Below are 22,455 nucleotides of genomic sequence, written 5' to 3'. Positions count from 1 at the left end.
TCCTATATGAGTTAGTCCTACTTATCTTTACCCATTTCTCAAAAAACATTCTCGTATAAATTCGCAAACTTCTCTCATTCTAAATAGGGAGAGGAGGTGTAAAATACAATGGGTAAAAACAATAATCAATCTAATCGTCAAAACGAGAAAAAAGGGCAATCTTCTGGACAGCCCGAACCTTTAAGTGGATCTCATAAAGTTAAAAATCGTAATCATTCACGTCAAAAAAATCATGCACATCATGATATGTAAAGCAAAAGCATTCACACACACTGTATCTTTCACATAAAATGTTTATATTTTTCTATTTGTTCTTCACCTCTATTTCATTCATGCATAACATAGTATGAATTGAGATTTTACGGAGGGTGTCTTTCATGGGCAAGAAAAAGAAGGATTGTCTTTTTCATGTTGATGGTTTCGAAGAATGGATGGATCAATTTTGTTCTGATTCTTGTAGTAACTTTAGTTTTCCAAATCAAATTCATATTGACCTTTGTGAAACAGAACAAGAATACATTTTGGAAACAGATGTACCAAATGCAACTGCACAAAATGTACTCATTAAAAAGATGGAGACAGGCCTAAACATTTGTATACTTTATAAAAACACTTCTTTACAGCGGATTGTTCCTTTACCTACTAATATCATTTATAACAAGATGCTAGCCTGTTTAGAGAATGGATATTTAGCCATTCATATTTCCAAAAACGAAGTTGCCAATAAACATGAAAAGAAAGTTCTTTTTTCAAATTAAGGATTACTATAAACACAAACATGAGCCCGAGCAACCTTCTAGTTTGCTCGGGCTCATGTTATTTCGCATGTATTTCTATTTTAGAATTTCTAACATATCTTTTTTTCATTAAACCTTTTGTCACTAAAAGAACTGGGAACGCTACGCTTGAAAATATAGCTAATATTAAAAATACTATAAGGCCATTTTGATATCCATAATGATCGAGAAGTATCCCGCCAAACCAAGGACCAATTACTACTCCAATTCCTGAAAAGCCCATAGCTCCAAAATATGTCCCTTTCAAATGTGAAACAGCTATCTCATCAATAAATACATCTGTCATTGAAAACATTAATACTTCTCCGAATGTAAAAATAATTGTACATATAGCAGCCCCTAACATAGATTCTACTAGTCCAAATCCAAACAATCCCCCGCTCACAAATAACGTTCCAACCATAATAGATGCTAACGGCGTATACTTTTTACACATTTGAATAATAGGGTATTGAATAACTACTACTGTAATCGCATTTAAAGTTAGCATATATGAAAACAACTTTACTCCATCTTGAAATATATGTGCGTTTGCAAAATATTGAGATAGTGTCGTCGTTAACTGTGAAAAACCACTATTACTCAAAATGATTCCGACTAAAGCAACTAAAAATACTATGTCTTTTCGCAAAATCCGAACCGCACTTAACATTGTGACCGGATTTTCTGTAGTTACTTTCTTTTTATCAAGTGGATATTTCTTAAATTGAAACGCTAATATAACTGTATATAAAATGTACACTCCAGCGGCTACTAAAAAAGGAATCGTTGATTTTGCACTTCCAATCTGTAATCCAACAAGTGGACCCATCGCTACTCCAACATTTATTGCACCGTAACGCAAATTATATACGAGTAAACGATACTCTGGTTTCGTTAAATCTGATAATAAAGCTCTTGATGTCGGTTCAAAAAAAGAACGACATAATCCATTCAAAGCGTTTAATAGAAAGAAACTAAAAACATGATCTGCAACTGAAAATCCTATAAATACAAACACCCAAACAATCATGGACCATATTATAATCATCTTTCGACCAAATCGATCCGATAAATTGCCTCCAATAAAACTAGCAAACACTCCAACAAGCGCACTCGTTCCAATGATAGCACCGGTCATTCCAGCCGATACGTCTTTAACAGTCGTTAAATAAATCGCTAAAAAAGGAATGCTCATTGAAGTTGCAAACCTAGCAAATAATGTCCCTATAATGATACTCATTCCAAGTGGATGAATATGCTGTAACTTCCCCTTCATCTTTAAACCTACTCTCCCTTTTCCTACATAAAAAAAGAAAGCAAAGGATCTGCTTTCTTTTTCCTTTTTCTATACTTGAGATGTTTATACCCGAGCTGTTCTCGTTATTTCCATATCAATTCCATATGTAAACTGTAGTTCTTTACAAACATCTTTAATCAAAATAGCTACATTATACTTTTCATTAAATTCTAAAACAATGCTTTCTACTTCTTCATATGTATACTTATATTCGCCAGTAATTACACTTTTTAAATCAAAGCATTCATTAATACAAAGCTGGACGAGTAATTGTTCATACTTCTCTATGACATCTTCTTTTTTCCAAAGTAACTCCTTTACATATAACCGATCAAATTTCACACTTTCTCGATTACAATCCGTTAAAATCCGGGTCATCTCATTTAATTCTCGATATAATTCGGAAATATTTCTGCTTAAACTAAGCAACTTATCTACGCCGTTTTCATATGGCATTTTCATTCCCCCCCGCATTTTCTTCTTATTATAGCAAGAAAATTCTAAAAATAGTTTCTTTCTTCTGAAATATTAGGAAACTAATTTCAATTGCTTTACAATGAAACTAGCTAACACGAAAGGGGAAAGAAAATTGGAGAAAAAATTATATTACATCGACGCTTATAAGAAAGACTTTACTACTAAAGTTATAAAGCAAGATTATTGTACAGAAGGAAACTTATATGTTGTCTTAAATGAAACTGCATTTTATCCAACAGGCGGCGGACAACCACACGATACTGGAACTTTAAATGGTATTCCGGTAAGTAACGTTGAAGAAGTAAATGGAGAAATTCGTCATTTCATAATAGAACAATTACATACGGAAGAAGTAGAGGGTAAAATAGATTGGCAACGTCGTTTTGACCATATGCAACAACATACGGCTCAGCACATTTTATCCGCTGCTTTTTGGGATCACTTTAACATACCGACGATCGGGTTCCATCTTGGAAAAGAAACTATAACCATTGATTTAGAAACTGCCAATCTTTCTACAGAAACTGTTGAGAAGGCCGCACAAATTGCTAATCAAATTGTTTTTGAAAACCACCCTATTCGTATTGAATGGATGAACTTAGAAGAGGCCAAAGCATTACCCCTTCGCAAAGAACCAACTATGACAGAAAATATACGGGTTGTTATCATCGAAAACTATGACTACAACGGTTGTGGTGGAACACACCCGAAACATACAGGTGAAGTAGGCCCTATTCAAGTACTAGGATGGGAGCGCAATAAAGGTGGTATACGCTTAACATTTATCGCTGGTTGGCGCGCTCTTAAATTAATGGGACAACAGCAACAAATTATGAAAGATGTTTCTAAACAATTGAACAGTAGCGACACTGATATTCCAGCAAAAGTAGCACAACTTCTTACCTCTCAAAAAGAAAACGAAAAGGCAGTACAAGCAATGAATGAAAAACTATTATTTGTAGAAGCAAATGAACTATTGCAACAATCGGAAGAAATACATGCCGGAACACTTATCTCTCGAGCATTTACAAATCGTTCCATGCAAGAAATCGCAAAACTATCCGCTATTATTACAGAACAACAAGAACACGCAATTACATATTTCGTTATTGAAAATGAGGACAAATTACAATGTATTCTTGCTTGTGGTAAAGCAGTGACACTCGATATGAATACACTTTTAAAAGATGCCCTCCCTTCTATTGAAGGAAAAGGCGGAGGAAATAAAAAGAGTGCTCGTGGTGGTGGGAAAGCGATTATGAGTGGGGATGAGTTTTTAAATCAACTTGTTTCTTCTTTACAGTCAGAAGTGTAAAACATGTTTATGAAGGATAGCTAACTGCTATCCTTCAACTATATTTACAAGCCTATATTTTGTTTCAAGCCTTGATAACTCCCTGCACTTGCAAAACCTTCACTTATAAGAGTTATAAAAGTTTCCGAAAAACCATATTGACTTAAATCTTTAATCGGTACCATTTGCACATCTTGAATTGGATTATGATCAAACTCATTAGAAGGTAGCGTAATTTCACCTTCAATCCTTTCAAGCAGAAACGTAATATGCAATAAAGATGGGATAGCATCTGGTTTATCACAAACATAGAGTAGTCTCTTAATCTTAACTTCTAATCCGGTTTCTTCTCTCATTTCTCGAATCATCGCTTCTTCTAACGTTTCACCGTTCTCTACTCTTCCTCCAGGTAAAGACCAATTCCGATTAGCGACTCTTTGTTTTACTAACAATACTTTTTCATCTTCAATTAAAATTCCAGTAACACGAACTTGCATTACATTTTCCATATGTAATCTCCTCTTCCCATTAAATTTATAAATTAATCCTTCCACAAAAAGAACGTATGTTTTATAATTAAAGAAAATTATGGAAGAAAGAAGTTGTTATATGCATGCGCCCACCTTTAACAAAGTCTATATCTCTTGAAGATTTCCAAAACTATTATTGGTTAAAAACAGAACTGCAAACATTTTGTCGTGAGCATGATTTACCAGCTAGTGGCTCTAAGATTGAAATAAGCGGGCGTATCTCACATTATTTAACTACGGGTAAAGTATTAAAAAACAGTTCTCATCAAAAAGTGAGTAAAGCTTCCCTCTCTTATAAAGATCTTTCTCTTCAAACAATTATTACTGAAAATCACCGCTGTAGTGAAGATGTGCGTGCTTTTTTCAAAGAAAAAATTGGAGCAAACTTTCGCTTTACAGTAGCTCTTCAAAAGTTTTTCAAAGAGAATATTGGAAAAACATATGAAGACGCGATAACGTTTTGGTACGAAGAAAACGAACGTAAAAAAGAACCATCCTATAAAACAACTATCGGTACACAGTTTGAATACAATCGCTTTACTCGCGACTTTTTCGAAGATCCAAATAACAAAGGAAAATCAAAAGCTGATGCTATCGCTGCTTGGAACAAAATAAAAGCAAAACCTGGTAGTAATGCTTATGTTCCTCAAAAAGTAGAAAACTAGTCCCTTTCTAGTTTTCTACTTTCTCAAATAATAGCGCAAGCCCTATTCCACCACCAATTCCTAACGTCGTAATTCCATATTTCATATGCTCTCTTTGTGCTTGATAAAACAAACGTGTCACAAGCATAGCTCCAGATGCACCGTACGGATGACCGAGCGCAATTGCTCCACCATTTACATTTAATTTTTCAAAAGGAATTTGTAACTCCTTTGCACAAGCAACAATTTTTGAAGCAAATGCTTCATTTATTTCAAAATAATCGATGTCCTCTACTTTCATATTCATTTCGTTTAATAATTTGTTCACCGCAAATATCGGACCAGTCCCTGGAAGATTTGGATCCACGCCAACTACAGCACTACGAACGAAACGAAGTACAGGCTTGTATCCTAATTTTCGGGCTTGCCCCTCTTCTATTACAAGAACAGCACATGCTCCATCATTTACACCACACGAATTACCTGCCGTTACTGTACCATTTTTCAAAAATGCGGGCTTTGTTCTTTTAATCATTCTTTCATAATTCATTTCTCGTTTTATAGCTTCGTCAAAAGATCCATTAAACGAAAGTATTTCATCTTGTAAATATCCATTTTCTACTGCTTGCAGTGTCCTTTTATAACTAAGACAAGCGTATTCGTCTTGCATTTCTCGTGTTATATTATAGCGCTCTGCAACATATTCAGCCGCCACTCCCATATTAGGATCACCAATTGTTTCTGGTGAAAATCGCGCTCTATTTTGAAAAGGTGATGTACTTGTACTCTCTACTCCTCCTGCAATATAACAATTACCTGCGCCGCCTTGAATGAAATGACATGCGGTGCGAATCGCTTCCAATCCGGCACCACATTGCCGATCAATCGTTACACCAGGGATATGATAACCAAGTCCTGCCGCTAAAGCAGATAATCTTGCAACATTCCCTCCCGGCCCCACAATATTCCCTAATATGACATCGTCTATTTCTCTCTCAATTCCTTTACTTAAAAACGTAAGAAGCGGCGTTACTAATTGCTGAACTTCATAATCTTTCAACATCCCATTTTTCTTACCAATAGGTGTCCTTTTTGCTTCTACAATAACCGCTCTATTCATATATCTTCTCCCGGTTTTCAATCATATTTTTTGCTGCAATACGAGCGATTTTCCCGCTATTTGTATAAGGTATTTCATCTACAAAATGCCATTCTTTCGGTATTTTAAACGAGGATAATCGTTGTAAGCAAAAACTTTTTAATTGTTGCCTCGTAGCACTTCCTTTTACGATGGCGACAGGTTTTTCACCCCAGTAACTATCTTCTACACCAACCACAACTATTTCTTCAACAGCTGGATGTGTCTGTAATACCCTTTCTATTTCTTCTGGGAAAATATTGATTCCTCCAAATAAAATCATATTCTTCTCCCTACCAACAATATATATAAAGCCTTCTTCATCTTGGTAGCCCACATCTTGCACTGTCATCCAGCCACCTTCGGACAATTGCGGGATTATAGCTCCATCCGATACATAGCCCATAAAAAATTGATCACTTTTCACATACACAGTTCCTATCTCACCTGTCTGTACTTCTTCTCCTGCTTCATTACATATTCGAACTTGTACATTATGACAAGGTTTCCCTACTGAATTCGGTTTTCTTTCACTCTCTTCATCAACCAATGCCGTTACAAAGCTTAGCTCAGACGCACCATAAAACTCATATCTTTTTGCATAAGGAAACACATTCTTCATCTTCTCTTTTGCTTCAGCTTCCCATTTCGCTCCTGACGAAATAATTTTCATTTCACTTTCAATTACTTTATTTTCTTTATACAAAGACTCAAGCATTGTAGGAACTGTATACATTACAGAAATATTCTCTATCCTTATACTAGATAGCACTTGAACTGGTACAAACTTTCTCATTATGTGTACCGTTTGCCCTAAAAACAATGCACTTATTGCGCCGTATAAGAAAAGAGAATGAACGAGCGTCCCAGCTATTAAAATAGAATCTTCTTTTTTCATATGAAAGTCATGTATATTGCAATCAAAACTATGAACCCACGATTGTTGTGCACGTAAAAATGCTTTTGCCTTCCCAGTCGATCCTGATGTAAATCCCATATAAAACGGAGCATTTTGTACACTTTCTACAGGATTATATGTAGGAAGATAGTTCTCTATCATTCTTTTCCACTCATCAATTTCAATTACTCTTCCTTCTTCATCCGGTAGATCATTTACCTTATATCGCTCTGTCACAATCACATCCGGATTACTAATTGCAATTCTTTCTTTGAGCTCATCCTCTTTCCACTTTATATCTAACGGCACACAAACCCATCCAGCCATCGCAGCACCAGCAAATAGTTGTAAAAACTCCATACTATTTTCTAATACAATTGCTATCGTTTTATTCTGCGATTCTTTTTCATTCAACCAGTTTGCTACTTTACAAACTGACTCCAACCATTCTTTATATGTTAATACTCTATCATTTTCTTTAATCGCTATTTTATTTGGTTGTAAAGAGGCATACTTTTTATATTCTTTTGTAATCCCCATATGAGACGTCCTTTCTTTACAAAATAATAAAAAGAAACACGCAAGTAACGTGTTTCTCCTTTTTCTTACCCTTTCTTACCCTGCATTTGTAATTTTTTTATTCTTCAAAGCAGGCGTAATAATATGTTTCAATGAACGATGTAATTTCGTTACAAGAATTGCTGCTATAGTCGCTTTTATGCAATCACCTGGTAAAAATACGGCACTTACTTTCATCGTCTGCCATATAGAAACATCCATAAAGAAAGCTTGTACAATAATACCAAATACATAAACTACGAAAATACCACCAATTATATTAATACATAATACCTTTATTATAGAAACTTCACGTAAACGCTCAATTAAATAACCAATGACAAACGCTCCAACGATATAACCAAGTAAATATCCTGCACTTGGCCCAACAAATACGCCTGGACCACCGCGTCCACCAGCAAGTAATGGTGCTCCAACTCCAACTATAAGTAAGAAAATAAGCTGACTTAACGCACCAAGACGTGATCCTAACAATCCACCAGCAAGCATAACACCGAGTGATTGTAATGTAATCGGAACTGGTGTAATAGCAAGAGCAATTGGAGGTATTAATCCTAACACTCCCATAATAGAACTAAATAAAGCGACGAAAACTAAGTTTTTTTTATTCATATTTGCTTCTCCTATTTGTAAACTTAAATTAGATTTTAGATAACATATTATAGGGGTTATCTTATCTTTCTATCCACCGTTTGTCAACCTTGTCTCCATATAAGTTTACAAACGTAAATTCAATTATTTCTCTTTATGCAAATGCTCAAGTTCTTTCCGAAGCGCCTGCTTTAAAAACTTCCCAACAGATGTTTTCGGAATTTCCTCCATAAATACAATATCGTCCGGTAACCACCATTTAGCAAACTGTGGTTTTAAAAACTCATATATTTCTTCTTTTGTAACCGTACTATTTTTCTTTTGAACAACACAGGCAACTGGGCGTTCTTGCCACTGCGGATGAGGAATTGCAACGACAGCCGCTTCAAATATAGCATCATGTGCCATTAAAGCATTTTCAAGATCCACTGAAGAAATCCATTCTCCCCCGCTTTTAATAACATCTTTCGTACGATCAACAATTTTCACGCAGCCTTCCTCATCAACTGTAACAACATCACCAGTATATAACCAACCGTCTCGGAATCCTTCGACAGTACGATCATCGTTATAATAGCTTTCAGCGATCCAAGGTGCTCGTAAACATAACTCTCCCATCTCAGTACCATCCCACTTCACTTCACCATTTGTACCGACTACTTTCATCTCTACACCAGGGACAAGATATCCTTGTTTTGAGCGGATTTCTAATTGCTCTTCATATGATAATTCTGTTTCATAACTTTTTAAACGTGCAAGTGTTACGAGTGGGCTTGTTTCAGTCATACCATATGCATGTACGAAAGGAACATTATATTTTTGCTCAAATGCTTTAATAACGCTTTTCGGTGCAGCAGCACCACCGCATAATATTCTCGTTATACTAGATAAATCGTAACTATTATTTTCTAACTCTTGTAATACACCGAGCCAAATTGTCGGCACACCTGCTGCTATCGTTACTTTTTCAGCTTGAATCATCTCTAATAAAATTTTTGGAGTAAACATTGGTCCTGGCAGAACTTGTTTAGTTCCAAACCAAGTAGCTGCAAAAGGAAGCCCCCAAGCGTTCACATGGAACATCGGTACAATTGCCATCGCCGCATCACTTTCCGATAAAGCAGCTGTATCCGCTAAACCGAGTGCCATACAATGCAATACAGTACTACGATGCGTATATACAACACCTTTTGGGTTTCCTGTAGTTGCTGACGTATAACACATACCAGCAGGTGTATTTTCATCAATATCTTTTACAAATTGGAAAGTTGGATCGCCTTCTTCTAATAGCTTTTCATAATGATATACAGGCTCCAGTGTAGTTTTTGGAAGTTCGTCTTTATCAGTCATAATAATGTAGGCTTGTACAGTTGATAATTGTGATTGAATATTTTCAACAAGTGGTACGAGATCTTCATCAATGAGTAAAATGCGATCTTCTGCGTGCTGAATAATGTATGAAATATGTTGAGGAGATAAACGAATATTAATTGTGTGTAAAACGGAAGCAATACCTGGAATAGCAAAATACGCCTCCACATGTCGATGATGATTCCACGCTAACGTTCCTATACGCTCGCCTTCTTTAATTCCTAATTTTTTTAGCGCACTTGAAAGTCTTCTCGTCCTTTCACCTAACTGCTTATACGTTAACGTCGTAACTGTATCATGTGTCCGTGAAACAATTTCTTTCTTCGAAAACAGTTTCTCTGCTCTTTCCATCATAGAACTAATTGTTAGCGGTACATTCATCATCATATTGTTTATAGCCTCCCTTTAAAGCGTTTTCATTTCTGTATATTATAACAGACTTCTACAAATAATTACGATATTTTTCTGTATTTTCTGAATTATTTCTTTGGAAATAATTCTAATAAATAAAAACCATGTTTTGAATACATACGATACAAAACATGGTTCTCTCCTATTTAAAAACTATCTACCTTTTTTCTTACTTTCTTTTTTAATTTAAAAATGACACGATTACTATATTCTTTATTTTCTACTAAAATCCGATACGTCTCTAACACTCCTAAAACACGAACAAAAAGATAAAACCCGATAGCAATAAGTACAACACAATAAGGATAATACTGCACGAGCTCTCCTGAAGTAATTCGTTTTTTCTCAAATAAAAATGGTATCGCTCCTGCTGCTATGAAACAAAGTCCAACAATTACTACTGCAGCATACTTCTTTTTAATAGTCGCATATCTTTTTGTCAATTCTTTTAAAAAGTTTGGATCAAATAGTAATTCTTCTTTTTTTAATACATTGTATCGACTCTCTTCTATAGTTACAGGTACCATCATTGCTCCAATTCCAAGGACAGCAATGATAATGACAAGGAATGTAGACATTGTTGCATTTTCTTTAAATAATAAATACGGTATTGTAGATAAAATAAGCAAGCTAAATCCTAATGCGATATATTTAGAAATTTTTTGCCCATACACTATATACCCTTCCGCCATTTCCTTACTTACATAATAACCATTTTCCTTTTCATTACTTTGCTCAGCAGTTTCTTTTAATAAGTAATCAAGAGATACTTCAAATACATTTCCAATCATTATTAACTTTTCAGTTTCAGGAAATCCTTGACCGTTTTCCCATTTACTAACTGCTTGCCTTGTTGTGTTTAATTTCTCAGCTAATGCTTCTTGAGAAAGGCCCTTTTCCTTTCTTAATTTAAAAAGTTTCTCACCAAATCCCATATGTGTGTCCCCCTTTGTTTTCTTAACTAAATTATACGTAAAACATTGCTCCTATCTCTATCTTCCTACGGTTGCACTTTGTCAACTTACGGTTGCGATTGTGTTATATAGCGGTCTTGTATACGATTTAGCTGTTTTTCTTCTATAATTATGGCGTTAATAAAATAATTACTCTCAATGACCAATTATAACAATTAAAGGGAATTATTGTTATAAAAAAAAACAAAAAACTCCTTTATTCATTTAAAGGAGTTTTCGTTATGAACCATTCTAAGATGACTACTTTTTCTTCTATATATTTTTCTGTTTCATGTAATGAATGATGAGCATCTCATACAGTATATGTTTTTATCTCTTTTTTTAAGGCGTACTCATATATATGTAAAATGTCACTTATATTAAATTAACTTAATGTAAGATCTTTCGTATACGACGTTTTATATTACCACTTCTTAACAATCATAACGGCTTCTGCTTAAACTTTTCATAATTCCGTACCTTTAATGAAAGGATATTCCCGCAATCTGTACAAATATAAGCATCCACTGGTGAAGATGTGAACATCGTTTCCTTTTTCCGTATTTGTGCATAACCGATAAACTCACCTTCTCCTATGTTTTGAGAACCGCAATGAGAGCATGTCTGCACGTCTTTCTGTTTCATGAGAGCACCACCTTTAATCTGTTTCCACTCCCTTCGACAGTTCGCTTCCATTTCCCTTCCAAAAAACCTCTTATTCTCTTACATTTCAACAGGAATCTCAGAAGAAAAATCGTATATGTACTATGAACTATATTAATTGACGGAGGAATCGTATGAGTACAATTATGACAGTCAATACAGCACAAGAAATTGAAAACGCAGAAATACATATGCTTTCTTCTAGATTAGAGGCACTACAAACAATAAGCGGCAACCCAATGCAAGTACAATTGAAAAAGTTTGGGAGTGCCACTGCCTCTTCATCAAAAATAATTGCTGGTCCTACTTTTAACACAGTAAAGGGCATTGCATTTACAAATACAGATGAGATAGATGAAATCATCTCTTATTATCAATCACTACAAATCCCTTGCCGTTTTGAAATTACACCGGTTCAAGGTACAACTGAACTATTTCAATACTTATCTCAAAAAGGCTTTTACCAATCTAGCTTCCATACCGCTTTATATAGTATACCGGGACAAGATTTTTTGCTTCCCCCTTCTAACATTTCAGTACGCAAACTGAAAGAAAATGAGTTTCATACTTTTGCAGATATTTATGTACGTGGATTTAATATGCCGTCCTTTACAAAAAATGGTGTTCGTCAAAATAATGAAATTCTTTACAATAAACCAGGATGGCATTTTTTCATAGCCGAAGTTCAAAACACTCCTGCTAGTATAGGGGTACTTTATATAAATAAAGGTGTTGCTTCATTAGCTGCTTCTGCTACTTTGCCAGAATTTCAACGTAAAGGTTGTCATACCGTATTAATTCAAAAACGAATTGAGACCGCTGTTGCATCCAATTGCAATTTAATAGTTGGACAAGCAAGATTCGGTAGCGGCAGTCAAAATAATATGGAACGTGCCCATATGAAAATTGCTTATACAAAATCAATATGGACTGCGAAAGACATATAATTAACTTTCTTTTTCTTTCCATTACGAATGTATACATTTTATGAAAATTACCTTTCTATCCTGTTACTCATTTGAATATTCAAACTAAATTTGTTACGCTATTACTAGATACATCATTCAACTTGCAATATGAAAAGAGAATTCTACTCAAACTACAAGGAGGAGAAATGTATGACTAAACATGATCATGGTTTAAAAGAAAAAGTAGAAGGTGCTATTGATAAGGTAAAGGGTGAAGTAAAGGAAGTTGTCGGGAAAGTAACTGCCAATAAAAAATTACAAGCCGAGGGAAAATGGGATAAGGTGAAAGGCACTGCTAAAGATACTGTCGGTAATGTAAAAGAAAAAGTTAATGAATATAAAGAGCATAAAGAGAATAAATAAAAAAGAACGAAGATATATGGTTGTGCAAGTAGTAAGTTACTAGATCTGAGAAAAGAGAGTTTGTATTTTATATTTACCCATAAAATCATTTTAAAACGACAAATAGATGCCTCAAGGCATCTATTTGTCTATAAACAACTATTTTACTTCTACTGTAATTACCTAATCACTCAGGCTTTTCCTTACTAACATTTTCTAAGATCATGCCTTTGCTAGAGTAAAAGATTATTTGCTTTAAGATTACTTTTACATCTTACTTTGTGAAATTTGGTTTTAGGTCACCTGTATACGGTTCATGCTCAACAAAGATTTTTATATCTTTTCCATTCGCATCTTTCCCCATTCTTGTATACGTAAATTTCTCTTTATTTAACTCTGTAAGTTCAAGAACCGCACCATATTTATTATTTCCTAACGAAACGTGAGCCCTTATTTTGTTACCATGTACAACATCAAAGAAACCATAGTCTCCACGACTTTCTCCTGTATTCACATTGAAAAACTCATATTTGTTTGTATTTTTATCATATTTTGCTAGACTGATTAAGTTTGAGTTGTATTTTGTTACATTATTACCCTGTTCGTCTAATACCACCGTTCCGTTCCATAGTGTACTAGATAAAATTTTATCTCCATCAACGTCTGTAACTATTTTCCCCGTCGAGCTTTCTAAATTTTTATCAGGTCGCGTGAAAGAAAGCTCTTTTTCTTGATAAGGAACATGTTCAACAAATACTTCTACATCGTTCCCTTTTGCATCTTTCCCCATTCTTTTATATGTAAATTTCTCCTTATCTAATTGCGTTAATTCAACAACTGCTTGATAATTTTGCGTTTCAGAAATTAACACTCTTTTCTTTCCATCATTCGTTATAAAAAAGGTACCGCTATCATTACGACTCTCTCCTGTACTTGCATTAAAAAATTCATACCTTGCAGTTTTAGCATCATATTTTGCAAGCCCGATGAAATTTTGATTTTCTTTCGTTACATCATTATGATCTTTGTCATAGACTTTTGTCCCTTGCCAATTTGTTTCACCGAGTATGCTAGCTAATAGTTGCCCTTTCGTTTGTTGAGTTTGCTCAGTTTCTTGTATTGCATTGTATAAAAATTGTGCATACTGTTCACGCGTCACATCCATACTTGGAGCAAATTTCCCTCCTCCTACTCCTTTTGCAATATTATTTGTTTGAACAGCACTAATTGCATTTCTTGCCCATGAGTTCGTTGCAACGTCATTAAAAGTGTGATCACTCTTTGCCTTTAAATGAAAAGCATTTGTAAGAACTTGTGCCATTTCTGCACGTGTTAAGGATGCCTTCGGTCTAAAGTTCCCATGCTCGTCACCCGTAAAAACGCCCATCTCTGTTAAAGATAAAATTTCCTTTATATAGCTTGTCGAATCTTCACTTATGTCACCGTATGGGTTCTGATAATTTTTGTTTTCTGTCAAATTAAAATAACGATACATTAAAGCTGCAACTTGTTCGCGTGTTACGTTATCCCCAAAACCAAATCTTCCATCATCATAGCCAAAAATAATTTTCTCACCTGTTAATTGATGAATCGCCTCATATGCCCAGTGCCCCTTTGGAACATCTTTGAATACACCAGTATGATTCGTTTGTGGTGTAACCTCCTCTGCTTTCACCTCTCCATTTTTTTCACTTAATAGGCTTCCACCTAAAACTGCTGATATTATACATGTTTTTAAAATTGTTTTATTCATAGCTTCCCAATACCTTCCTTCATTTAACAAAGAATTACACCACTTATCTTCCAAAAGAAGATTCTATGTGAGCAATTCATGTTTTAAATTTTGATTACAGCTAATTGGTTACACCTCCAAAGTTCTTTTTCGTAGTATCCATAGCTGTTATATATATGAATTATAAATAGCAACTATAAATTGCCCATAAATAAATTATTAAAAAAAGATAAAATTAAAATAATATATTTTTAATCTCAATCTAAAAAAAAACGTTATTCTTTCTCATCAAGCTTGTTAAGAAAGAATAACGTTTTTAGTTCTAGGGTTCTTTTTGACAAAAAAAGAGAAACTTTATTTTATTTGCCCAAAAACAATTTCACGGCCCTTTCCAAACAAAGCATCGGAAAGAAGCCGTGGCAAATACTTATTTTATAATTGGCGAAAGTTTACTTCCCTTCATTCTTCTCTAACACATACAAATCTTCTTCAATATTAGATAGTTTCTCTGTTACAAGCTTTCTAGCATCTCCAATTGCTTGATTGTATGCAAACGGTCCTACTAATTTTATCATTTCTTCTATTAATCGCTCTGCTTGAAAACGTCCAATTTCATCTAAATCTTCTTCAACAAAAAATTGCTGAATTTGTGCTACAAGCTCTTCTTTTTTGTCAGTCGGTATTTTTATATTCATCATCATTCTTTACTCCTCTTTATTTAAGATAATACTTTTCTTAACTCTACCATAGAAAAGCGATTTCCTGGACAAGTTTTTGTAACCCCTTCTAACTCCCTATGGCCGAGTATATTTCCTTTCTCTATGGCAAACTGCTTCATAAACATTTTACATAAAGAATATAATGAATTCATTTGTGCAGTAGTTGGATCATATTTATCAAAATTTCCCGTCATACATATTCCAATTGTATCACTATTATTATCTTTCGCATGTGCTCCAATATGTAAACCTCGCCCTTCGACTACAGTTCCATCTTCTTCAATAAAATAATTGTAACCAATCCCGCTCCATCCTCTTACCTTTTGATGAAATTCGTGAGTTTTATACACATCCCATCCATCTTCTGACGTATGGTGGATAATCAGTTTATTTACTTTTTCTAAAGGAACTAACTCGTCTCGGAATATTAAATTTGCACATTTAATTTCCATATGAACATCCTCCTCTTACAAATCGATCATAATAACTGTTTTATCATCTGGTCTTATTCTATTTTCTCCTTCTAACCTTTCAATGATTGCTACATATTCTTTTATACTATTCTTTCTTATATATGCTACAGTTTGTTCTAACGACCACTCTGGGTGAAACAATCCGTCTGAACAAATAAAAATCCCACTTACTTCAGCTACATGTAATTCACCATATTGTAAATAATCCATAGCTTCTTTCATCCCATTTGCAACTGAGTAGCCGTTTGGCATATTTGCAAGATAGCGATTGTATTTTAACTGCTCCTGAACATCTTGAAAAACGTGTTCCTCAGGTACAGGTAATCCCTTTTCTCTATCTTCCTCTCTCTTCTTTTTTGCACGTTTACTAATTCCTTGAACCGTATCTTTCGTTAATACTCTTATCGCTCCATCCTGAAGTATTGCAACGATCATACAATCACCTAACTGTGCATATTCAAGTTTTTCGCCTTCTATTTGAACTGCTGCAATACATGTACACCACAGATGGTCTTTTTTTCTCGTATCAACCTTGTACTCTAGCATCTTGTTTTGCAATAATTCATTCGCCTTTGCAACTTCATCTTGTAAACTATTGATCTCTCGTAGCGAAGTAAAATGACTTGCAAATAAATGTGAAGCGATGTATGCTCCATTATGTCCTTCTTCATCACAAAATGGAACTAACGGTGTTGCTCCATCGCATACACCGTAAATCATTTTATCTTCATTACAAAAAAATGAATCCTCACACTCTTGTTTTAAAGGACTCTTCTGTTGATACGTCGTTATCTTCATATCTGTATCCCCTCCCAATTTATCAAACACTCGAACTATTTAGATTAATCTAATTTTCCAAAATAAACTGTTTTCCCCAAAAACTTTCAATTTCATATATAATCTTGAAATAATATGATTATTTAGTGAAGGATGGGAAAGAGATGGTCAGATTTCTTGGTGTTATTTTTGGTTCTATTATTATCGCAATTGCCTTTAATCTTTTCCTTATCCCCCATAAAATTTTAAGTAGTGGAATTGGCGGAATTGCTATTATTTTAGGGATTGTAACCCCTGTAAACACAGGTATTATTAACTTTGTATTGAACTTACCTATCCTTATTTTAGGATACATAGGTCTTGGAAAAAAAGTAATTTTTAACACGGTTGTTTCTGTAATTGTATTATCTGTTGCATTATACTATGTTCCAGTAAAAGTCGTAGCAACAGATCCACTTTTATCATCTGTATTTGGCGGTGTCATCGCCGGAGCTGGTATCGGTCTTGTCTTTAACTGCCATGGTTCAACTGGTGGATTTGATATTATCGGTATGTTGTTATCTCGTAAGCGAGATATTAAACTTGGTGGATTCCTTATTGCATTAAATACTGTTGTTATTGTCATTGCAGGATTTTTCTTCACTTGGGATGTTGCCCTTACAAGCTTACTTTCAATTTATGTAACTGGTAAAGTAATTGATGCCGTTCATACGAAACATCGTAAAGTTACACTTATGATTGTAACAAATCAAGCAGAAGAAATGAAAAAAAAGCTTCTTTCAACTGTAGTACGTGGAATTACGTTACTTGATGGTGAAGGTGCTTATTCAAACGAGAAAAAACGTGTACTTATGACAGTCGTTTCACGTGAAGAATTAGCAAGTATGAAACTAACGATTTCGGAAATTGATCCTCATGCATTCGTTAATATTACGGAGACTGTTGAAGTATTAGGATTGTTTAGAAAAGTGTAAAAAACTAGGTGGATCTCCACCTAGTTTTTATTTTCCATAAATTCAATTCGATTTCCAAACGGATCTGACACGTAAAATCTGATTACATCTGGTCGCGCATGATCATCTATTACTTCAATACCTTGCTTTATTAACCCTTGTTTAAATTCATTAATTTTCAAAACATAAAAAGCTGGATGCGCTTTTTTAGCTGGATTAAAATTTTGCTCAACTCCGATATGAATCTCTTGATTTCCACACTTAAACCAACACCCACCACGCTTCTTTAATTCCTCTGGCTTTGGGATTTCCTCCATACCAATTTTATTACCATAAAATTCTCGTGCTTCTTCTTCACATCCTACTGGCGCCGCTACTTGTACATGATCAATTCCTTGAATATAATTTTTCATATTCCTTCCCCCTCTTCTATTCTAATGTTATAACGAAAATACATTCATGTAACTTAGAAAATATTAATAAAGCAATATAAGATTCTCTTATTACTACCTTTTTTTACCTTCCACTAAAAATAAAAAAGAAAATTTATTATATAATTTCCATTTTTTATAGAAATACACACTGCACCTATATTATAGTTAGTACTAGATTCATCTTTTTAGATGCTAGTTGTACGGAGGAAATATTATGAGTCGTAAAAAACATTCATCTACTCAAAAAAAGCGTCACCCAAACGTATCGGAGCGCTTGCGAAACCATATACAAAATCGTTCTTTAGCAGAAATGTATGCATCTCTTTTTGAACATAACCCTGATAGTATTATTTCATTGAATTTAGAAGGAGTTATTTTACATATTAACCCCTCTGCGGAAAGAATATTAGGTTATACTTCTAACGAATTAGAGCGGAAAACAATCACTTCTATTTTAGAAGCACATATTTCTGATCAAGTGCTACAATACATAAAAAATGCTGCAGCTGACAATCAAAAAGAGTATATCGTCTCTATTTATCATAAAGACGGATATTTACTAGATGTCGTAACAAAATTAGTTCCTATTTTTGTTAAAAACCGTTTAACAGGTGTATACGCCATTATGAAACCCCTTGAAAAATCAGAAAGAATTGAGAAAGTACTACAAGAGAGTGAGAAACGATTACGCACATTAATGAATTCAATGCCTGCATTTGTTATTTTTAAGGATCATGAAGGACGCTGGCTTGAAGCGAATGACTATGCGCTTTCTTGTTTCAATTTCCATAACGTTCCTTATCATGGAAAAAGAGATAATGAACTCATTCAATATAACGAAGCATACCGCGAATCTTTTTTGCATTGTGAAGAAGTCGATGAACTAACATGGCAAAAAGGACAAATTCTTCACGGAGAGGAATTTATTATACATAGAAATGATTTCGACCTAGTTTTAAGCATTTCAAAAGTCCCACTCTTCCATCCTGATGGCTCACGCAAAGGTCTTATAGTGATGGGAAGAGACGTTACCGAACTAAAAGAAACTGAAAAGTTATTACGGAAATCCGAAAAACTTGCAGTAGTAGGACAACTGACAGCTGGAATTGCCCATGAAATTAGAAACCCGCTCACTTCATTAAAAGGATTTTTAACGTTATTACATCCAGAAATAAATGAGGAAAATAAATGGTATGTGGACGTTATGTTGAGTGAAATTTCACAAATGGAATCTATAACAAGCCAATTTATGGCGATGTCTAAACCACAAGTGTTATCTATTCATACATGCAACGTACAAGCATTAATTGAAGAAGTTGTAACTTTTATTTTACCAACAGCAGTTATGCATAGCGTTCATATCATCATGGATCATTTCGATTATATTTCTGACATTCAATGTGACAGTAATCAATTAAAACAAGTTTTGATTAACATATTAAAAAATGCAATCGAGGCGATGCCTGATGGTGGTAACATATTCATTCAAACAGCTTCGTTAGAAAATGATTTTGTTTCAATACGCATTATGGATGAAGGTTGTGGGATTCCTGAAGAGCGCATGGCTCGTCTTGGCGAACCTTTTTATAGCTTGAAAGAAAAAGGAACTGGCCTTGGCTTAATGATGTGCTATAAAATCATTCAAGAGCATCACGGAAAATTATTCATTTCCAGTGAATTAAACATAGGAACAACTGTCGATATCCAATTACCGATTGCTACAGCTCAGCCTGTAACAAACTCTTAACTATGCTACATTAATATAGTAAAAGACATCTGTTATAAGTAGTCGGGTTATTGTGGAAAATATCTACACTAATACGTTAAAAAGCTCAAAGTCCCTATATGACTCTGAGCTTTATTTTTGTATACGATTTATTTTATTAAATCCACTCTTTTCCATGTTTACGAATAAACTGAATATCATTTTCATAATGTTCAAGATGCCCTTCATCTATCATCTTTTGGAAGTTCATATCGCCTTCTAGTGCTTTTCTTTTCATGTATTTACATAATCCTTCTAATCGTAGAAGTACCATCTCTAAATAATCCTCGGCGATGCCATCACTTTTATAGGACTCAAAAAACAATTTAACTCTTTGCTTTATGCGGTCTGCATGCTGTAATGAATTATAATAAACCGCCGCACCTGTTTCCTTATAATAAACTCTACTTAATGGGACACAAGTGTAAAGAGTATAGGCTATGTCCCAAAGTCTCGGTCCAGGACCAGCAACATCAAAATCAATAATACCTACTGGTTTTTCGTTATTAAAAATAATGTTGTATATTACAAAATCATTGTGGCATACAACCTCTATTTTATTTGGAGTATTATCCATCGGTTTCCAATCATCTGATAACGGGAAATCACTCACAGCATCATGATAAAGACGGAGCATCTTCGCTATTTCTTTTAAAACATCATTAGACCACATGTACTCTTTTAAAGGGTAATTACCAGCTTCTCCTTCAATAAATGATAATATCTCTCTATCTTTATCATCAATACCTAAAAACTTTGGTGCATAACTAAAACCTTTGTTTTCCAAATGATTTAATAGCTTATGAATTTTGGTACTGCCTTGCTTTAATTCTCGTCGAACAGTATCTTCCGAACGATATACGTTTGAGACATTCCCTCCCGTTAGCATTTCTTCATTTTCGTAGTTTGACATCTAATAGTTCCCCTCCATTATTCTACATTTTCTTTATATTTTAACATAACTTTCCTATTCTCTTTTAACCCCTTAAATTGCAACAAAAAAATCGAGTATAAAATCTTTATGATTTTACACTCGATTTAGTCTACTATTTATGCATGTGAAAATATTTTTTCATACCATTCTGTTGCCTTCTCTACTTCATTCATCGTTAATTGATGTCCTCTATTTTCCCAATGCATTGTTACATTAGCATCTACATTTTCTAATAGCATCTTCAATTCCTCTGACTCAGAAGGTGAACAAATTGGATCATTTGTTCCAGCAGCGATAAACACGAATTTCTCTGCTAAATTAGGTAATTGTATTCCTCTTCTAGGCACCATTGGGTGATGAAGGACTGCACCTTTTAATGCATTTTCGTAATGGAATAATAAGCTCGCCGCAATATTTGCTCCATTTGAATACCCAACAGCTACGATATTATCTCTATCAAATTCATATGTTTTTGCTGCTTCATTTAAAAATTCATTTAATTCCTTCGTACGTAAAACAAGATCCTCTTCATCAAAAATACCTTCTGCTAATCGGCGGAAGAAACGAGGCATCCCATTTTCTAATACATTTCCACGAACACTTAATACAGAAGCTTCCCGATCAATTCTTTCTGCAAGCGGTAATAAATCTAATTCATTTCCTCCTGTACCATGAAGCAATAACAACACTGGTTTTGACGTATCTTTTCCTTTTTGAAAAACATGTTTCATCATATTCCTTTTCCCCTTTCAATCACTTTAATCTAGATTTCTCACTTCAAATGGTAAGAGTGTCTGTTCAATTTGTTTTCTATGTTGTTCATATCGATCCGGTAATTTTAACTCCTCACCCATCGTCTCTAAAGATTCGTCATGGGCAAAACCAGGAGGGTCTGTTGCAATTTCAAATAAGATTTCGCCGTGTTCTCTAAAATAAATTGCGTTAAAATAGTTTCGGTCTTGTACAGGGGTTACACCATATCCAAAGCGAGAAACATGCTCTTTCCAGTCTAATTGATCAGCATCATCACTCGCTCTCCAAGCAATATGATGAACTGTACCAACACCCATTTGCCCACGTCCAATTGTTGATAATCTCAAATCGATAATATTTCCAATATCAGCAGAAGAACGGAACCGCATAAACTCTCCCTCTTCTCCTACTTTCTCAAGACCCATAACATGCTCTAACGATTCAGCAGTTTTTTGAGGTTGTGCAGATAAAAGAACAGCACCGCCAAATCCTTTAATTGCTACTTCTGGCGTAACTTCCCCAAAAGTCCAATTATTTAATTCGCCCTCTTCTCTTTCAACTAATTCTATATGCAAACCATGTGGATCATCAAATTCTATATACTGTTCTCCAAACCGAGTCATTTTTGTATACGGTACGTCGAATTTTTCTAATCTATTTTCCCAAAACTCCATTGTACCTTTTGGTACGACATAAGACGTAATGCCTACTTGACCGTCCCCAATAATACCTTGACGAGCACCTGCCCATGGGAAAAACGTAATAATTGTTCCAGGCTTTCCTCCTGTATTACCAAAATAAAGATGATACGTACCTGGATCATCAAAATTCACTGTTTGTTTTACTAAACGCAATCCTAATACACCTGCATAAAAATCTACATTTTCTTGTGGGTGTCCTACGATTGCTGTAATGTGATGAATTCCCATTGTTTTCTTTTCCATTTTCTCCGCCCCTTTTTATTTCATTTTAAAAACTTT

At 34.5% G+C, this 22,455-nt stretch carries 25 protein-coding genes; 8 read left to right on the top strand and 17 right to left on the bottom strand.

The window, feature by feature from the left end; translation table 11 throughout:
• Positions 1 to 108: 108 nt before the first annotated feature.
• Both B5P42_RS20770 and B5P42_RS20765 read left to right on the top strand, forming a co-directional pair.
• Positions 109 to 252, top strand: coding sequence for a small acid-soluble spore protein P (locus B5P42_RS20770; RefSeq protein WP_002014281.1), 144 nt, complete (start codon positions 109 to 111; stop codon positions 250 to 252).
• A gap of 125 nt (positions 253 to 377) precedes the next feature.
• Positions 378 to 758, top strand: coding sequence for an Hsp20/alpha crystallin family protein (locus B5P42_RS20765; protein WP_002087791.1), 381 nt, complete (start codon positions 378 to 380; stop codon positions 756 to 758).
• 58 nt (positions 759 to 816) lie between these two features.
• Here B5P42_RS20765 and B5P42_RS20760 read toward each other — a convergent pair whose 3' ends face one another.
• Both B5P42_RS20760 and B5P42_RS20755 read right to left on the bottom strand, forming a co-directional pair.
• Positions 817 to 2,055: an MDR family MFS transporter gene (locus B5P42_RS20760; RefSeq protein WP_113735090.1), complete on the bottom strand. Its 1,239-nt coding sequence runs from the start codon at positions 2,053 to 2,055 to the stop codon at positions 817 to 819.
• A gap of 84 nt (positions 2,056 to 2,139) precedes the next feature.
• The gene (locus B5P42_RS20755) at positions 2,140 to 2,532 is read right to left on the bottom strand and encodes a hypothetical protein (protein WP_002137716.1); all 393 of its coding nucleotides are present in this window, start codon (positions 2,530 to 2,532) and stop codon (positions 2,140 to 2,142) included.
• A gap of 133 nt (positions 2,533 to 2,665) precedes the next feature.
• Here B5P42_RS20755 and B5P42_RS20750 point away from each other — a divergent pair, with 133 nt between their 5' ends.
• Positions 2,666 to 3,868, top strand: coding sequence for an alanyl-tRNA editing protein (locus B5P42_RS20750; protein ID WP_165497881.1), 1,203 nt, complete (start codon positions 2,666 to 2,668; stop codon positions 3,866 to 3,868).
• A gap of 44 nt (positions 3,869 to 3,912) precedes the next feature.
• On the opposite strand, the gene B5P42_RS20745 is transcribed toward B5P42_RS20750, so the two are convergent.
• Entirely contained in the window at positions 3,913 to 4,356 is a 444-nt protein-coding gene (locus B5P42_RS20745; RefSeq protein WP_113735088.1) for an NUDIX hydrolase, read from the bottom strand.
• Positions 4,357 to 4,460: 104 nt separating this feature from the next.
• Here B5P42_RS20745 and B5P42_RS20740 point away from each other — a divergent pair, with 104 nt between their 5' ends.
• Positions 4,461 to 5,042, top strand: coding sequence for a DUF6434 domain-containing protein (locus B5P42_RS20740; protein ID WP_113735087.1), 582 nt, complete (start codon positions 4,461 to 4,463; stop codon positions 5,040 to 5,042).
• 7 nt (positions 5,043 to 5,049) lie between these two features.
• Here the strand turns inward: B5P42_RS20740 and B5P42_RS20735 are convergent, their stop codons facing one another.
• The 6 genes from B5P42_RS20735 to B5P42_RS20710 all read right to left on the bottom strand — a co-directional run bounded on the left by B5P42_RS20735 (position 5,050) and on the right by B5P42_RS20710 (position 11,607).
• The gene (locus B5P42_RS20735; protein ID WP_113735086.1) at positions 5,050 to 6,141 is read right to left on the bottom strand and encodes an acetyl-CoA C-acyltransferase; all 1,092 of its coding nucleotides are present in this window, start codon (positions 6,139 to 6,141) and stop codon (positions 5,050 to 5,052) included.
• Positions 6,134 to 7,597 carry an acyl-CoA synthetase gene (locus B5P42_RS20730; protein WP_113735085.1) on the bottom strand — a complete coding sequence of 488 codons (1,464 nt, stop codon included), beginning with the start codon at positions 7,595 to 7,597 and terminating at the stop codon, positions 6,134 to 6,136. Before B5P42_RS20730 ends, B5P42_RS20735 begins: the two co-directional genes overlap by 8 nt.
• A 75-nt stretch (positions 7,598 to 7,672) precedes the next feature.
• Positions 7,673 to 8,248: a biotin transporter BioY gene (locus B5P42_RS20725; protein WP_113735084.1), complete on the bottom strand. Its 576-nt coding sequence runs from the start codon at positions 8,246 to 8,248 to the stop codon at positions 7,673 to 7,675.
• Positions 8,249 to 8,371: 123 nt separating this feature from the next.
• Positions 8,372 to 9,985, bottom strand: a complete 1,614-nt coding sequence (locus B5P42_RS20720; RefSeq protein ID WP_113735083.1) for a long-chain fatty acid--CoA ligase — start codon at positions 9,983 to 9,985, stop codon at positions 8,372 to 8,374.
• A gap of 170 nt (positions 9,986 to 10,155) precedes the next feature.
• Positions 10,156 to 10,944, bottom strand: a complete 789-nt coding sequence (locus B5P42_RS20715; protein WP_002142721.1) for a helix-turn-helix domain-containing protein — start codon at positions 10,942 to 10,944, stop codon at positions 10,156 to 10,158.
• Positions 10,945 to 11,403: 459 nt separating this feature from the next.
• Positions 11,404 to 11,607 (bottom strand): hypothetical protein, encoded by a 204-nt coding sequence (locus B5P42_RS20710; RefSeq protein WP_012261408.1) that lies wholly within the window; start codon positions 11,605 to 11,607, stop codon positions 11,404 to 11,406.
• A 152-nt stretch (positions 11,608 to 11,759) separates the two neighbouring features.
• Between B5P42_RS20710 and B5P42_RS20705 the strand changes: the two genes are divergently transcribed.
• Both B5P42_RS20705 and B5P42_RS20700 read left to right on the top strand, forming a co-directional pair.
• Positions 11,760 to 12,572 (top strand): GNAT family N-acetyltransferase, encoded by an 813-nt coding sequence (locus B5P42_RS20705; protein WP_113735082.1) that lies wholly within the window; start codon positions 11,760 to 11,762, stop codon positions 12,570 to 12,572.
• 171 nt (positions 12,573 to 12,743) lie between these two features.
• Positions 12,744 to 12,956 carry a CsbD family protein gene (locus B5P42_RS20700; RefSeq protein ID WP_113735081.1) on the top strand — a complete coding sequence of 71 codons (213 nt, stop codon included), beginning with the start codon at positions 12,744 to 12,746 and terminating at the stop codon, positions 12,954 to 12,956.
• A gap of 253 nt (positions 12,957 to 13,209) precedes the next feature.
• Here the strand turns inward: B5P42_RS20700 and B5P42_RS20695 are convergent, their stop codons facing one another.
• The 4 genes from B5P42_RS20695 to B5P42_RS20680 form a co-directional block, all read right to left on the bottom strand.
• Positions 13,210 to 14,688: a DUF4822 domain-containing protein gene (locus tag B5P42_RS20695; protein ID WP_113735142.1), complete on the bottom strand. Its 1,479-nt coding sequence runs from the start codon at positions 14,686 to 14,688 to the stop codon at positions 13,210 to 13,212.
• Positions 14,689 to 15,116: 428 nt separating this feature from the next.
• On the bottom strand, positions 15,117 to 15,368 hold the full coding sequence (locus B5P42_RS20690; RefSeq protein WP_002111161.1) for a DUF2164 domain-containing protein: 252 nt from the start codon (positions 15,366 to 15,368) through the stop codon (positions 15,117 to 15,119).
• Positions 15,369 to 15,385: 17 nt separating this feature from the next.
• On the bottom strand, positions 15,386 to 15,838 hold the full coding sequence (locus B5P42_RS20685; RefSeq protein ID WP_113735080.1) for a peptidoglycan recognition protein family protein: 453 nt from the start codon (positions 15,836 to 15,838) through the stop codon (positions 15,386 to 15,388).
• Positions 15,839 to 15,853: 15 nt separating this feature from the next.
• Positions 15,854 to 16,657: a protein phosphatase 2C domain-containing protein gene (locus B5P42_RS20680; RefSeq protein ID WP_113735079.1), complete on the bottom strand. Its 804-nt coding sequence runs from the start codon at positions 16,655 to 16,657 to the stop codon at positions 15,854 to 15,856.
• A gap of 143 nt (positions 16,658 to 16,800) precedes the next feature.
• On the opposite strand from B5P42_RS20680, the gene B5P42_RS20675 reads away from it, so the two are divergent.
• On the top strand, positions 16,801 to 17,610 hold the full coding sequence (locus B5P42_RS20675) for a YitT family protein (protein ID WP_113735078.1): 810 nt from the start codon (positions 16,801 to 16,803) through the stop codon (positions 17,608 to 17,610).
• Between the two features lie 20 nt (positions 17,611 to 17,630).
• Here B5P42_RS20675 and B5P42_RS20670 read toward each other — a convergent pair whose 3' ends face one another.
• The gene (locus tag B5P42_RS20670; RefSeq protein ID WP_002087825.1) at positions 17,631 to 18,002 is read right to left on the bottom strand and encodes a VOC family protein; all 372 of its coding nucleotides are present in this window, start codon (positions 18,000 to 18,002) and stop codon (positions 17,631 to 17,633) included.
• A gap of 235 nt (positions 18,003 to 18,237) precedes the next feature.
• Between B5P42_RS20670 and B5P42_RS20660 the strand changes: the two genes are divergently transcribed.
• Positions 18,238 to 19,770 carry a BA3702 family sensor histidine kinase gene (locus B5P42_RS20660; protein WP_113735077.1) on the top strand — a complete coding sequence of 511 codons (1,533 nt, stop codon included), beginning with the start codon at positions 18,238 to 18,240 and terminating at the stop codon, positions 19,768 to 19,770.
• A 136-nt stretch (positions 19,771 to 19,906) separates the two neighbouring features.
• On the opposite strand, the gene B5P42_RS20655 is transcribed toward B5P42_RS20660, so the two are convergent.
• From B5P42_RS20655 to B5P42_RS20645, 3 genes are all read right to left on the bottom strand, one after another.
• Positions 19,907 to 20,701 (bottom strand): phosphotransferase, encoded by a 795-nt coding sequence (locus tag B5P42_RS20655; protein WP_113735076.1) that lies wholly within the window; start codon positions 20,699 to 20,701, stop codon positions 19,907 to 19,909.
• A 137-nt stretch (positions 20,702 to 20,838) separates the two neighbouring features.
• Positions 20,839 to 21,453 (bottom strand): alpha/beta hydrolase, encoded by a 615-nt coding sequence (locus B5P42_RS20650; protein WP_113735141.1) that lies wholly within the window; start codon positions 21,451 to 21,453, stop codon positions 20,839 to 20,841.
• A 27-nt stretch (positions 21,454 to 21,480) separates the two neighbouring features.
• On the bottom strand, positions 21,481 to 22,419 hold the full coding sequence (locus B5P42_RS20645; protein ID WP_113735075.1) for a ring-cleaving dioxygenase: 939 nt from the start codon (positions 22,417 to 22,419) through the stop codon (positions 21,481 to 21,483).
• Between the last annotated feature and the right edge of the window lie 36 nt (positions 22,420 to 22,455).

This window comes from Bacillus sp. SRB_331 (assembly GCF_003264175.1).
Lineage (GTDB): Bacteria > Bacillota > Bacilli > Bacillales > Bacillaceae_G > Bacillus_A > Bacillus_A mycoides.
Note: the sequence above shows the minus strand (reverse complement) of the source record. Positions and strands in the feature narration are given on the sequence as shown.